At 68.3% G+C, this 13,027-nt stretch carries 12 protein-coding genes; 8 read left to right on the forward strand and 4 right to left on the reverse strand.

What is annotated here, in order from left to right:
- Window positions 1–252 precede the first annotated feature (252 nt).
- From QH168_RS04110 to QH168_RS04140, 7 genes are all read left to right on the forward strand, one after another.
- On the forward strand, window positions 253–1,008 hold the full coding sequence (locus QH168_RS04110) for a hypothetical protein (RefSeq protein WP_280233045.1): 756 nt from the start codon (window positions 253–255) through the stop codon (window positions 1,006–1,008).
- Window positions 975–1,973, forward strand: coding sequence for a tRNA (adenosine(37)-N6)-dimethylallyltransferase MiaA (miaA, locus tag QH168_RS04115; protein ID WP_280233046.1), 999 nt, complete (start codon window positions 975–977; stop codon window positions 1,971–1,973). The genes QH168_RS04110 and miaA overlap by 34 nt, the downstream gene beginning before the upstream one ends.
- Complete coding sequence (locus QH168_RS04120) at window positions 1,970–2,803, forward strand: TrmH family RNA methyltransferase (RefSeq protein WP_280233047.1); 834 nt, start codon at window positions 1,970–1,972, stop codon at window positions 2,801–2,803. Before miaA ends, QH168_RS04120 begins: the two co-directional genes overlap by 4 nt.
- A gap of 64 nt (window positions 2,804–2,867) precedes the next feature.
- Window positions 2,868–3,746: a diaminopimelate epimerase gene (gene dapF / locus QH168_RS04125; RefSeq protein ID WP_280233149.1), complete on the forward strand. Its 879-nt coding sequence runs from the start codon at window positions 2,868–2,870 to the stop codon at window positions 3,744–3,746.
- 88 nt (window positions 3,747–3,834) lie between these two features.
- The gene (hflX, locus tag QH168_RS04130; RefSeq protein WP_280233150.1) at window positions 3,835–5,355 is read left to right on the forward strand and encodes a GTPase HflX; all 1,521 of its coding nucleotides are present in this window, start codon (window positions 3,835–3,837) and stop codon (window positions 5,353–5,355) included.
- A 114-nt stretch (window positions 5,356–5,469) separates the two neighbouring features.
- A complete protein-coding gene (locus QH168_RS04135) occupies window positions 5,470–6,459 on the forward strand; it encodes a lysophospholipid acyltransferase family protein (protein ID WP_280233048.1) in 990 nt (329 codons plus the stop codon).
- A 149-nt stretch (window positions 6,460–6,608) separates the two neighbouring features.
- On the forward strand, window positions 6,609–7,754 hold the full coding sequence (locus QH168_RS04140; protein WP_280233049.1) for an acyl-CoA dehydrogenase family protein: 1,146 nt from the start codon (window positions 6,609–6,611) through the stop codon (window positions 7,752–7,754).
- Window positions 7,755–8,101: 347 nt separating this feature from the next.
- On the opposite strand, the gene QH168_RS04145 is transcribed toward QH168_RS04140, so the two are convergent.
- A complete protein-coding gene (locus tag QH168_RS04145) occupies window positions 8,102–9,184 on the reverse strand; it encodes an NAD(P)H-dependent amine dehydrogenase family protein (protein ID WP_280233050.1) in 1,083 nt (360 codons plus the stop codon).
- Window positions 9,185–9,194: 10 nt separating this feature from the next.
- Window positions 9,195–9,986, reverse strand: coding sequence for an SDR family oxidoreductase (locus QH168_RS04150; RefSeq protein ID WP_280233053.1), 792 nt, complete (start codon window positions 9,984–9,986; stop codon window positions 9,195–9,197).
- A gap of 94 nt (window positions 9,987–10,080) precedes the next feature.
- On the opposite strand from QH168_RS04150, the gene QH168_RS04155 reads away from it, so the two are divergent.
- Window positions 10,081–10,959: a helix-turn-helix domain-containing protein gene (locus QH168_RS04155; RefSeq protein WP_280233054.1), complete on the forward strand. Its 879-nt coding sequence runs from the start codon at window positions 10,081–10,083 to the stop codon at window positions 10,957–10,959.
- A 359-nt stretch (window positions 10,960–11,318) separates the two neighbouring features.
- Here QH168_RS04155 and QH168_RS04160 read toward each other — a convergent pair whose 3' ends face one another.
- Window positions 11,319–11,993 carry a histone deacetylase gene (locus QH168_RS04160; protein ID WP_280233056.1) on the reverse strand — a complete coding sequence of 225 codons (675 nt, stop codon included), beginning with the start codon at window positions 11,991–11,993 and terminating at the stop codon, window positions 11,319–11,321.
- 32 nt (window positions 11,994–12,025) lie between these two features.
- Window positions 12,026–12,757: a transcriptional repressor LexA gene (lexA, locus tag QH168_RS04165; RefSeq protein WP_432421026.1), complete on the reverse strand. Its 732-nt coding sequence runs from the start codon at window positions 12,755–12,757 to the stop codon at window positions 12,026–12,028.
- Window positions 12,758–13,027 lie beyond the last annotated feature (270 nt).

The following is a 13,027-nucleotide window of genomic DNA, read 5'->3' on the forward strand; positions in this document are numbered from 1 at the left end:
TGCCGCGCGTCACGGCTGCCTGGTTACGCCCTAGCTCATCCCATTGAACCCGGTCCGAGCCCTAGAAACCACATCGATCGACCATGCACCGCGGTGTGGCACCACGGACCCCGACCCGCGATGACCTGGGTTGGAGTACCTCGAACACTAGCAATTGCGGCCCGATTTCCGGCAGAGACACTCGAACCCGCGCCCGCGCACCGGGACTGGTGGGCCGCTGGGCCGTTCCGGCGGGCGACTACCGTTGACGACGTGTTCTGTCTAGCGGCCCTCGTTCCGTCGCCGCCGATCCTGGTTCCCGAGCTGTGCGGTGGCCTCACCGCGGGTGCGGCGGTCGCCGAGGTGCGTGCGGCGACGCTGGCCGCCGTCGGTGAGCTGGCGGCGGTGACCTCGCACTGGACCGTGCTCGGCGTCGGCGCATGCGACCGGGTGGCCGGACCGGAGACGGTCGGCTCCTTCCGTGGTTTCGGGGTGGATCGTGCCGTCGCGTTCACCGGCACCGGACCGGCCACGACCGGCGCCGATCCCGAGCTACCGCTTCCGGTGCTGATCGCGGCGTGGCTGCGCGAACAGGTCGCGCCGGACGCGGTCGCCGACGCCTGGATCGTGGCCGCCGACAGTCCGGTCGATCGATGCGCGGAGCTGGGTGCGAAACTGCGCGCCGAACTGGACGCCGATCCGCGACCGCACGGGGTGCTCGTCGTCGCCGACGGAGCCACCACCTTGTCCACATCCGCGCCCGGCTACTTCCATCCACGCGCCGCCGACCGCCAAGCCGTGCTGGAGAACGCGTTGAGCGCGGGCGACCGCGGCGGCCTGCTCGCGCTGGACCCGGCCGAATGCGCCGAGGTGGGCCTCCAGGGGCGGGCCGCCTACCAGATGCTGGCCGGTGTGTTCGCCGCCGACGCGACCGATCCCGCTGTCGATACCCGTTATCAGGACGCACCATTCGGTGTGGGCTATCAGGTGAGCGTATGGCGCCCGGACACCGGAGTGGGGCAGCGGTGAGCGCCGACATCCCGGTGGCCACCACACCGATCGCGGTGGTCGGCCCGACCGCCACCGGCAAATCCGATCTCGCATTGGACCTGGCCGAACACCTCGACGGTGAAATCGTCAATATCGACGCGATGCAGCTGTATCGCGGTATGGACATCGGCACGGCCAAGCTGGCGCCGCAGCAGCGACGCGGTATCCCGCATCATCAGCTCGATGTGCTCGAGGTGACCGAGACCGCGACCGTCGCCGCCTATCAGGCCGCCGCGTCCGCCGACGTCGAGGCGATCATGGCCCGCGGCCGCACACCGGTGATCGTCGGCGGATCGATGATGTATGTCCAGGCGCTGCTGGATCAGTGGGATTTCCCCGCCACCGATCCGACCGTCCGGGCCCGCTGGGAGGCATTGCTGGCCGAACGGGGTGTGGTCGCGGTGCACGAGGCATTGCGCGCCGCCGATCCGGCCGCGGCGGCGACCATCCTGCCGACCGACGGCAGGCGGATGGTGCGCGCGCTCGAGGTCGTGGAACTCACCGGGCGGCCGTTCGCGGCGTCCGCGCCGGTCATCGGCCGACCACGCTGGGGGACCGTCATCATCGGCGTCGACCGCGATACCGCCGAACTCGACGACCGCATCGCCCGTCGTACGGACCTGATGTTCGACACCGGGCTGGTCGATGAGGTGCGCGGCCTCGTCGATCGCGGTCTACGCAGCGGCCAGACGGCTCGCCGAGCCATCGGATACGCCCAGGTTCTCGCCTGTCTGGACGGCGAATACGATCTGGCCCACGCCAAGGAACGGACTTTCATCGGGACCAGGCGCTATGTGCGTCGGCAGCGTTCCTGGTTCCGGCGTGATCGGCGGTTGCGCTGGGTGGACGGCGCCGATCCCGCCCTTGCCGCTACAGTCGCCACGCTGCTCGCGACCGCCGAGCCAGACATCGGCACCGACCTCGAGGAGCGGACCCCGCAGTGACCCGACGCATCAGCACCCGCAACGCCTCGGTGCAGGTATGGCAGGCGTATCTGAACAATCGCACCAAACGGCATCGCGACCGCCGGTTCCTGGTGCAGGGCGTGCGTCCGATCACCCAGGCCCTCGCCAACGACTGGCCATTGGAGACCCTCCTCTACCGGCTCGGCACACCGGAGCTGTCGAACTGGGCGCGGGACCTGCTGGAGACCAGCGAGATACCGCAGGTCGGGCTGGTACCGGAACTGATGGCCGAGCTGGGCGAGAAGTCCGGCACCGTGCCCGAGGTCGTCGCGGTCGCCGAATCGCGCACCATCGAACTGGAGACCTTCGCACCCGGTGATCCCGGTGACGCACCGGTGGTGGTGGTGTTCGATCGCCCGAACTCGCCCGGCAACCTCGGCACGCTGATCCGCTCGGCGGACGCGTTCGGCGCGGATGCGGTGATCGTCACCGGACACGGCGCCGATCAGTACGACCCGCAGGCGGTGCGGGCCTCCACCGGCTCCCTGTTCGCGGTGCCGGTGCTGCGCGCGGCAGGGCCCGCCCAGATCATCGAATTCCGTGATCAACAGGTGCACCGAGGTATCCCCACCCGCATCGTCGGCACCGACGAAGGAGGCTCGCACGCGGTGTTCGATCACGATTTCACCGAGGCCACGATCCTGGTCGTCGGCAACGAGACCACCGGGATGAGCGCGGGCTGGGCGCAGGCCTGCGACGATATCGTCGACATCCCCATGGGCGGGACCGCCAGCTCGCTCGGCGCGCCTTCGGCCGGTGCCGTCGCACTGTACGAAATTTCCCGGCAGCGCCGGACGTTTGCCAGATGACCGTCACCTTCCCCCGACGCTCGCGATGACGAGAGGCAGCCAGCACGTGCCAGATACCGACAGCATCGAGTTCACCAAGGGCCACGGCACCCAGAATGATTTCGTGGTGCTGCCCGACCCCGAGGTGCACCTCGAGCTCACCACCGAGCGGATCGCCGCGCTGTGCGATCGGCAGCGCGGCCTCGGTGCCGACGGGGTGCTGCGGGTCGCGCGAGCCGGTGCATTGCGCGATGGGGGAGTGCTGCCCGAACTGCCGGTCGGCGTCGGCGCCGACGACTGGTTCATGGACTACCGCAATGCCGACGGTTCGATCGCCGAGATGTGCGGTAACGGCGTCCGCGTGTTCGCGCACTATCTCGCCGCGTTCGGGCTGGAATCGCGCGAATCGTTCGTCGTCGGCAGCCGCGCGGGCGCCCGCCCGGTGACGGTGCATGCGGCCGGTGCGGTGCACGGTGAGGTCACTGTGAGCATGGGCGAGGTCCGCGAACTCGGCGCCTCGACCGCCACAGTGGCCGGTGCGGCCTATCCCGGAACAGGCATCGACGTCGGCAATCCGCATCTGGCCTGCGTTGCCCCGGAGCTGACCGCCGATGGGCTCGCCGCGCTCGATCTCACGGTGGCCCCCGGCTACGACCCCGAGCTGTTCCCGCACGGGGTGAACATCGAGATCGTCACCGCGCTCGAGGGAGGTGCGGTCGATATGCGGGTCTACGAACGCGGGGTCGGCGAAACCAGGTCCTGCGGTACGGGCACGGTGGCGGCCGCGGCCGCAGCCCTGGCCGCGAGTGGTTTCCGGATCACGCAGGATACCGGTGAGGTGATCGTTCGGGTTCCCGGCGGCGAAGTATCGGTGGGACTCGAGGGCGGCCGTGCGTGGCTGCGCGGACCATCGGTGCTGGTGGCGACCGGACGGATCGCCGCCGACTGGTGGCAGCCGCGGTGATCGAACCCGCCCGGCGAATATCCACATGCGATGCGCTGGGATTTCGTGGCAGCATGGATGGTGTATGAGGAATTCAGAGTCTTTCGATATGACCAACGGTATTGATCTGTTCGACGGCGCCGACGAGAACGACGGCGTCGAATTCGACGACACCGATCGTCGCGCCGACAACCCCCGCCGAGGCGGCTGGGCGCCCGAGCCCACCGCCGGTGAACTCCAGCTCGAGGAACGCAGCGCGCTGCGCCGAGTCGCCGGGCTGTCCACCGAACTCACCGACATCACCGAAGTCGAATACCGGCAGCTGCGACTCGAACGGGTCGTGCTGGTCGGTGTATGGACCGAGGGCAGCGCCGCACGCGCCGACGCCAGCATGGCCGAACTCGCCGCACTCGCCGAAACCGCGGGTTCGGAGGTGCTCGAGGCCCTGATCCAGCGCCGCGACCGGCCCGATCCGGCCACCTACATCGGTTCCGGCAAGGCCGAGGAACTGCGCTCGGTGGTGCTCGGCAGCGGCGCCGACACCGTGATCTGCGACGGTGAACTGACCCCCGCGCAGCTCACCGCGCTGGAGAAGGTCGTCAAGGTCAAGGTGATCGACCGCACCGCCCTGATCCTGGACATCTTCGCCCAGCACGCCACCTCCCGTGAGGGCAAGGCGCAGGTCGCGCTGGCGCAGATGGAGTACATGCTGCCCAGACTGCGCGGCTGGGGTGAGTCGATGTCACGTCAGGCCGGTGGCCGGGCGGGCAGCAATGGCGGTGTGGGTCTGCGTGGTCCCGGTGAGACCAAGATCGAGACCGATCGGCGCCGCATCCGTGAGCGGATGGCCAAGCTGCGCCGCGAGATCCGGGAGATGAAGACCGCGCGCGACACCATGCGCGCGCGGCGCACCTCGAGCGGCATCCCGTCGGTCGCGATCGTCGGCTACACCAACGCCGGCAAATCCAGCCTGATGAACGCGCTCACCGGCTCCGGCGTACTGGTGCAGGACGCGCTGTTCGCCACCCTGGACCCGACCACCCGCCGCGCCGAACTCGATGACGGCCGCGAGGTCGTGTTCACCGACACCGTCGGTTTCGTGCGGCATCTGCCCACCCAGCTGGTCGAAGCCTTCCGCTCCACCCTGGAAGAGGTCACCGGCGCCGATCTGCTCCTGCACGTGGTGGACGGCTCGGATGCGCTGCCCGCCGAGCAGATCAAGGCCGTGCGCGAGGTCGTCACCGACGTGATCCGCGAATCGGGGACGCCCGCACCGCCGGAACTGCTGGTGGTCAACAAGATCGACGCCATCGACCCGGTCGAGCTGACCCGCCTGCGCGCCCTGCTGCCAGGGGCGGAGTTCGTCTCCGCGCACAAGGGCACCGGGATCGAGGCACTGCGCGATCGGCTGGCCGAAGTGCTCGGCGGACTCGATGTCGAGATCAGCGTGCTGCTGCCCTACACCCGCGGTGACCTGCTGGCTCGCATCCACGCCGACGGCCGGATCGACAGCTCCAGCCACGAGGAATCGGGGACGAGGGTGCATGCGCGGGTGCCGCAGGCCTTGGCGGCGGCGCTGGCGGAGTACGCACACGCGGGTACCGCCACCGACGACCTGCCCGCGTCGTAATCGACCCGACGTCCGGCGGATGAACAACGTCGCAGGTCAGCGCTGACCGCATATCCGATGCGACACAGTCGATTTCGTTGCGTTATCGTCATCGAATCGACATCAGGAGGGTTCATGTCGCACGACCGTTCCGGTTCGGCCGATTCCGGTGATCGGCCGACCGGCACTCCGCCGGAGACCGTCGGGCCGGTGCCAGGGGGCGCCGGCGCACCACCCGAGACCGCCGTGCTCAGCGACGGTGCGCCGCTGTCGGTCTCGTTGAGCGGTACCGATCTGCGCATCATCGAGACCTTGCTCGCACCGCTGCGCGCGTGGACCAGCCCGCGGTTCTACGGGCTGGAGAACATCCCCGCCGAAGGCCCCGTGCTGCTGGTCGGCAACCACAATCTGCTCGGCGGCATCGATGCACCGCTGCTGCTGCCGGAGGTATTGCATCGGCGCGGCAGACTGATCCGCGGGCTCGCGGAGAACGTACTCATCGCGGTGCCCGGCGTGCGGCACCTGCTGCACCACTACGGTTCGGTGCGCGGTACCCGCCGCAACTGCCTGGCCCTGCTCGAACGCGGTGAGGCCGTGATGGTCTTCCCCGGTGGCGGGCGGGAGGCGGTGCGCCGCAAGAACGAGAAGTACCACCTGAAATGGGAGGGCCGTACCGGATTCGCCCGGATGGCGATCGAGGCGGGCGCGCCCATCGTGCCGGTGGCGATGATCGGGGTGGACGACGCCTACGACATCGTCGTCGATGGTGACCATCCGGTACTGCGACCACTGCGGTGGGCGGTCGAGGCCCTCGGGATCAACCGCGAACTCACCCCACCGCTGGTGCGCGGCATCGGCCTTACGCCGCTGCCTCGGCCGGAACGGTTCTACTTCGCCGCGGGTGCACCGATCGATCCGGCACCGTGGCGCGATGCCCCCGATCTCGGCGCCGCGGCCGTGGAGTTGCGCGCGGTGGTGCGCAAGGGGTTGGAGGAGGAGTTGCGGTTCCTGTTCGCCGAACGCGACCGCGATGCCGGACGCACCCTCACCGGGCGGGTGCGCGGTGATCTGGCCGCATTCACCACCGGCGCCATCGACCGGCTGCGGCGGTTTCGTTTGTCGTGAATCTCCTCTGATCATGGTCGACGCTGCTACTCGAGCAGGTGAGGCGGCGAATTCGGGGAGTGAAGTGAACAGCCATTCTCATTCCGGGTACGGTGGGTGACAACGACGGACCGGTGCGGGCCGGTTCGTGTGGTCACTAGGAGGTTGGTGTGGAGCGCACACTGTTCGAACCCGAGCACGACCTGTTCCGGGAGTCGTTCCGCAAGTTTCTCGACACTCACGTCGCGCCGAACCACGCGACATGGGAAGAGCAGGGCATCGTCGACCGGTCCGCGTGGATCGAGGCGGGTAAGCAGGGATTCCTCGGCATGGCCGTGCCGGAGGAGTACGGCGGCGGTGGGGTGAAGGACTTTCGCTACAACACGGTGATCACCGAGGAAACGGTGCGCGGCCAGTACTCCGGTCTCGGCTTCTCGCTGCACAACGATGTCGTCGCGCCGTATCTGCTGGAGCTGGCCAATGAGGAGCAGAAGCAGCGGTGGCTGCCCGGATTCTGTTCCGGTGAGATCATCACCGCGATCGCCATGACCGAGCCGGGCACCGGGTCGGATCTCCAGGGCATCAAGACCCGCGCGGTGCGCGATGGCGACGACTGGGTGCTCAATGGCTCGAAGACCTTCATCACCAATGGCGTCAACGCCGATATCGTCATCGTGGTCGCCCAGACCGACCCCGATAAGGGCGCGATGGGCTTCAGCCTGCTCGTCGTCGAGCGCGGTATGCCCGGTTTCGAGCGTGGCCGCAATCTCGACAAGATCGGCCTCAAGGCGCAGGACACCGCCGAGCTGAGCTTCAGCGATGTGCGGGTGCCCGCGGCCAACCTGCTCGGCACCGAGGGGATGGGCTTCATCCATCTGATGCAGAACCTGCCGCAGGAGCGTATGTCGATCGCCGTGATGGCCGCCGCCGCGATGGAGGCCTGCCTGGAGATGACGGTCCAGTACGTGCGCGACCGCAAGGCTTTCGGTAAGCCGATCGGAGCGCTCCAGAACACTCGCTTCGTACTGGCCGAGCTGGCCACCAAGACGACGGCGGTGCGCATCATGGTCGACCGGTTCATCGAGGACCTGAATGCGGAGAAGCTCTCGGTCGAGGATGCCGCCATGGCGAAGTGGTGGAGTACCGAGGAGCAGCTCGACCTCATCAACCGCTGCCTGCAACTGCACGGCGGCTACGGCTATATGAAGGAATACCCGATCGCCAAGGCGTACATGGACGCTCGCATCCAGACCATCTACGGCGGCACCACCGAGATCATGAAGGAGATCATCGGCCGCAGCCTGAAACTGGCCTGAGTCCGATTCGACGCCTGCGCCGCATACGGGTGGCTAGGCCCGCCGGAATCCGGTGGCCCCGGCCCTCGTATGCGGGCCGACAGGGTCCCCGATCCGCATCCGACGTCGAGGACCCGCTGCCCGTTCCGTAGGGCCGCGGCTGTGAGGATGGCCGAGGTCACCGGCGCACACAAGGCGTCGACGAGTACTTCGTTATCGGGTCCAGTGCGCCGCGCCTCGTTCACGACACCACCAACGTAGAGGGCGCGGACCTCGCGTGGGGACGCTCGTCACGGTGTGCTGCGCGGCGCAGTATCGGGGCGTGGATCGCCGAGCCTCGGGCCGATGTCATGAACCGGCCGAAGTCTTCAGCCTTGCGGTCCGCGTGTCGCGAGTCCGGCTCCGGTGATCAGCGGCAGGTCGAGCGTGGTGCGAATGCCCGGTGGCGCCGCGACGACCGCCGGTATGGCGTTGACCAGGCGCATCGCCGTGCCGACCAGACTGGCGTGGTTGTGATCGCCGTGATCGCTGAACATGGCCAGGTCGAGCGTGTAGTGGGGCTCGCCGGTGACCTCGACCCGGTACGAGCCGCCCGCGCGGGCCGGATGCGGCCAGTCCGGGGCGATATCGGCGCGCAGACGAGTGATGTGTTCGAGCACGGTGACGGCGCGCTCGCCCACCATGCCGCGCACCTCGAAGCGCAGACCGGCGGCGGTGCCCTTCTCGATGGTGCCCGAGTCGATCTCGAACGTCTCCGGCGCCGGGACGCGCTCATAGGTCTGGGTGACCGCATCGAGTTCCAGATCCAGGCCCGCCGCGAGCTGTCGCACCACGCTGCCCCAGGCCAGTGCCAGCACGCCGGGTTGCAGCAGCAGGGGAGTCTCGTCCATCGGCTTGCCGAAGCCCATGATGTCGAACATCACGGCCGGATTGTCGTAGGTCGAATAGTCGACGATCTCCATACAGCGCACCTGATCGATGCGCCGACAGGTGCCCATCAGTGCCAGTGGCAGCAGATCGTTGGCGAAACCGGGGTCGATCCCGTTGACGAACAGCGACGAATTGCCCGTGACGGCAGCCTTTTCCACCGGCACGAGCAGCTCGTCCGGGACGACATCCCACGGATACTGCAAGAACACCGGTGCGCTCGCCACCACATTGATCCCCGCCGCGAGCAGTATCCGCAGGTCCTCCAGCGCCTCGACGAGCCGGTTGTCGGTCATGGCGGTGTAGACGACGCAGTCGGGCTTCAGCGCAAGGACGCGCTCGATATCGGTGGTGGCGAGGATGCCGGTTGCGGGCGCGCCGACCAGCTCGCCCGCGTCGCGGCCGTCCTTGTCCGGTCCCGAGACCCGCACGCCGACGAGTTCGAGCCGTGGATCGTCGAGCACTCCGGCGAGCGCGTGTCGCCCGACATTGCCGGTGCCCCAGTGCACTACGCGATAGGTCATCGTCGTCACCTCACAGATCGGGAAGGGGAATGTCGAGATTCGGTGCGATGAGGCCGCCGTCGACCTCGAGTACTTTGCCGGTCAGGAAATCGCCCGCCGGGGAGGCGAGAAACAGTGCGGCCGACGCGATATCGGCGGGATCGCCCAGTCTCCGCATCGGGGTGGCGCGTTCGAGTCGCGTGCGCATCTCGTCGTTGTCCGCGACGACCGCCAGCGCCGAGGTGAGAATCGATCCCGGCGCGATCGCGTTCACCCGGATACGTGGGCACAGATCGAGTGCGGCGTTGCGGGTGTAGTGCGCGAGTGCCGCTTTCGCGGTGGCGTAGGCGGCGAACGCGCGACCGGGCAACCTGCCCATCGTCGAGGTCACATTGATGATCGAGCCGGTGCCCGCGGTGTCGAGGATCTTTGGCACCGCGGCGCGGATCAGGGCGTGCGCGGTGCCGACATTGAAGGTGAAGGCCGCGGCCAGATCATCGGCGCTGGTGTCGAGCAGCGGTTTCGGCATGGCGCCGCCCACGTTGTTCACCACGGTGTCGAGGCGGCCGAATTGTTCGACGGCCGCCCCGGCCAGCGCCGCCGTCGCTTCGGGATCGGCGAGATCGGACACCACGATGTGCGCGCGACGCCCGATCGCCTCGATCCGGTCGGCGACCTCGCGCAGTTCGGATTCGGTCCGGGCCGCTATCACCACATCGGCGCCCGCTTCCGCGAAGCCGGTCGCGATCGCCGCACCGAGACCGCGTCCGGCCCCAGTGACCACGGCTACCCGGCCGTCGAGCCGGAATCGGTCCAGAATCATCGCCGCACCTCCTCGGTGTCGAATACTCAACTATTATTCGGCGAATAGTCGATGCAGTGTAGGGCGCTGTGTGCCGGGCGACAAGGGGTCGACAATGTCTGTAGCGGGGTCGCCGCCGACGCGACGTGTCATCGCGGTGGTCGAGTTGCTCACCGCGGCCGATCGGGCGTTGAGTGCCTCGGAGATCGCGGCATCATTGTCACTGGCCCGCGCCACCGTCACCGCGGTACTCGCCGAACTCAGCGCCGCGCAGTGGGTGCACCGCGACGGTGACCTCCGGTACCGGCCCGGTGCTGCGCTGGCACGGTTGTCGGCCGCTCCACCCGGCGCTCCCGGCGCGGCGGTGCTGGCCGAGCTGGCCGCGTTGGCCGAGGCCGCGGGTTGCGGTGCGACCCTCAGCCGGATCGAGAGCGACCGGCTGACGGTGGTGGCCAAACAGTATGCGGACAGTCGAGTCGTACCGGGTTTGAGTGTGGGCCAATCGCTTCCGCTGGCGTATCCGGCCGGGGCCGCGGTGATGCCGTGGCGCACCGACGCCGAACGTCGCGCCTGGCTGGCGCCGGTCTCCGGGCCGCGGCGCCGGGAAGCGCCGGTATTGCTGCGGTTCGTCGAGCGCAATGGCTACGCGATGTTCCGGCCCGACGCCGACGATGCCGGTCTGGTCGATGTCCTCGCCGATCTGCTGGGGGCCGTCGGCGCCGAGGTGTTACAGCCGCAACTGCGCTCGCGGGTGCTGCGGCAGTTGTCGCGGCTGACCGCAAGGCCCTATACCGACGCCGATATCGATGCGACGGAATCACTGCCGGTCAGCTATCTGTCGGCGCCGGTGTTCGATGGTGTGAGCGCACCGTACGAGGTGCAGATCGGGCCGTTGCGGGCCGCGGTCGGCCGCACCGAACGGGCGGGCTACATCGACGCGATCCGCGCGGGCGCCGAGGCGATCTCGGCGGCGTTGGGGGACCAGGGCCGGTGATCGCGGCGACGCCGGCGCATTCGATCGTTGTGCGGGTGCTGTGTCGGTAGTCGATCGGGGTGGGCATGCTGTGTCGGTGCCCGATTGGGGTTGGCGTGCTGTGTTCGATCGGGGTCGGCGCACTGTATCGGTGCCCGATGGGGGGGGCTTCCCATGTGTGTTCGATCCGGTAGCCGTGCTGTGTTGGATCGGATCGGGTCCGCGCCGCGTTGGTGAATGTGATCGGTACGGGTCTGTTCGGCCCGCACTGTCGACCGGGCGACGTCGATCGCCGATGTGGTGGTCACCAGTATCGGCGTGATCGCGACCGATGTGATTCGAACCGGCGCCGCGTCCTGGTTTCGCCGAGCGGACCGTGGTCAGGGGCGTGGCCGGGGCGAAGTGTCGTCCAGCACTGCGATCACGGATTCGGTGGTCCAGGTCGCGGCTGCGCCGGGGCGGGTGGCGAGGTAGGTGGCGGTGCGTCGGACGGTCCATCCGTGGGAGGCGATCAGGCCGTGGGCCAGGTGGCGCAGATAGGCGGCAGCCGGTGGATTACCGGGGACGTCCCGGCATCCCCAGGGGGCGGTGAAGGTGAGGATGGGATAGCCGTCGCGGGTTCCGGCGTAGACGAGGGTCTCGTATCGGCCGGGACCGAAGCGGGCGCGGCCCGCGCCGAGCGCGGTCGAGAAGTCCAGATCGGCGCCGGGTGCGCGGTACATCTCCTGTGCGGCGATATCGCTGAACTGGGCGGCGGTGAGCAGGTAGGCGTGTGCGGCGGTGTGGTCGGCGATATCGGGGTCGTAGAAGGCGCGTCCGCCGGTCCAGACGGCGGATTCGGTGGCGAAGTACAGCATCCCGGGCAATAGCAGCGCTACCGAGCGTCGGGGCGGTGCGGTGTCCCGGCAGCCGGGCAGCGTCATCACCCCGCCCTCGGGCACACCGCCACGCAGATAGCACTCGAGGCGTCGCGGGTTCATATTGGAGCCGTAACTGGCGTACCAGACCAGGTCCGGGTCGACAGTGCCCGGCGTCCCGACGGCAGCCGCCGACATCAGCTGACCGCCGCAACGCTGGGCATGACGTCTCAGATCTTGCGGATGACCGTGACGACCTTGCCGAGGATCTGGGCGTCGTTACCGGGGATCGGTTCGAAATGCGGATTGTGCGGCATCAGCCAGACATCCTTGCCCGCACGCTTGAACGTCTTCACCGTCGCCTCGCCCTCGATCATCGCGGCGACGATATCGCCGTTGTCGGCGACGTTCTGCTGGCGGACCACCACCCAGTCGCCGTCGCAGATCGCGGCGTCGACCATCGACTCGCCGACCACCTTCAGCAGGAACAGCGAACCATCGCCCACCAGCTCTTTGGGGAGGGGGAAGACATCCTCGACAGCCTGTTCGGCCAGGATCGGGCCACCGGCGGCGATCCGGCCGAGCACCGGAACGAAGGTCGGTGTGGGCCGATCGGGATCGACCGCGACATCGGCATCGGCGCTGCCGCCCACCGCGGCGAGGCTGGTGACCGCGCGTACCGCCTCGTCCAGGCCGCGGACATCCACGGCGCGCGGACGGTTCGGATCGCGGCGCAGGTAACCCTTGCGTTCCAGGGTGCGTAGCTGATGCGCCACCGAGGACGTGGAGGTGAGTCCGACCGCGTCACCGATCTCGCGGATGCTCGGCGGATAACCGCGTTCGCTCACCGAGGTGCGGATCACCTCCAGCACCTTCCGCTGACGCACGGTGAGATCCGTTCCGGTCCCGGCTGTTTCGGTGCCGAGACCGCTCCCGTCGCCCGTGCCGTCTTTCTGGCTCACCGTTGCCGCCCTTTCGTGTCGGTGCCCGGCTCGACCGCGCCGTACCGGAGTCGATGTCGTGGTTCGAATCTAGTCCGGTCGGCGCGATGTATCAAACATCTGTTCGAGGCATGTCCGGCGTTTCTACTGACTTTGTCGGCGCGCCGTGGTAGAAATCGAACATCAGTTCTTTCGAACATGTGATCGAATGAGGATCGACAGGGCGGCAAGTCCGCTGGTAGAGCGACCGTCCGTCGCGAACCGCGGCGGGTGACAGCAACGACGGGGTAC

This window comes from Nocardia cyriacigeorgica (assembly GCF_029868385.1).
GTDB classification, from domain to species: domain Bacteria; phylum Actinomycetota; class Actinomycetes; order Mycobacteriales; family Mycobacteriaceae; genus Nocardia; species Nocardia cyriacigeorgica_F.

Bases quoted from the DNA above. Each gene is read 5' to 3' on its own strand.
- miaA (WP_280233046.1), top strand. From the start codon at position 975: ATGGCGCCCGGACACCGGAGTGGGGCAGCGGTGAGCGCCGACATCCCG.
- hflX (WP_280233150.1), top strand. From the start codon at position 3,835: ATGACCAACGGTATTGATCTGTTCGACGGCGCCGACGAGAACGACGGC.
- QH168_RS04135 (WP_280233048.1), top strand. From the start codon at position 5,470: ATGTCGCACGACCGTTCCGGTTCGGCCGATTCCGGTGATCGGCCGACC.
- QH168_RS04145 (WP_280233050.1), bottom strand. From the start codon at position 9,184: ATGACCTATCGCGTAGTGCACTGGGGCACCGGCAATGTCGGGCGACAC.
- QH168_RS04150 (WP_280233053.1), bottom strand. From the start codon at position 9,986: ATGATTCTGGACCGATTCCGGCTCGACGGCCGGGTAGCCGTGGTCACT.
- QH168_RS04155 (WP_280233054.1), top strand. From the start codon at position 10,081: ATGTCTGTAGCGGGGTCGCCGCCGACGCGACGTGTCATCGCGGTGGTC.
- QH168_RS04160 (WP_280233056.1), bottom strand. From the start codon at position 11,993: ATGTCGGCGGCTGCCGTCGGGACGCCGGGCACTGTCGACCCGGACCTG.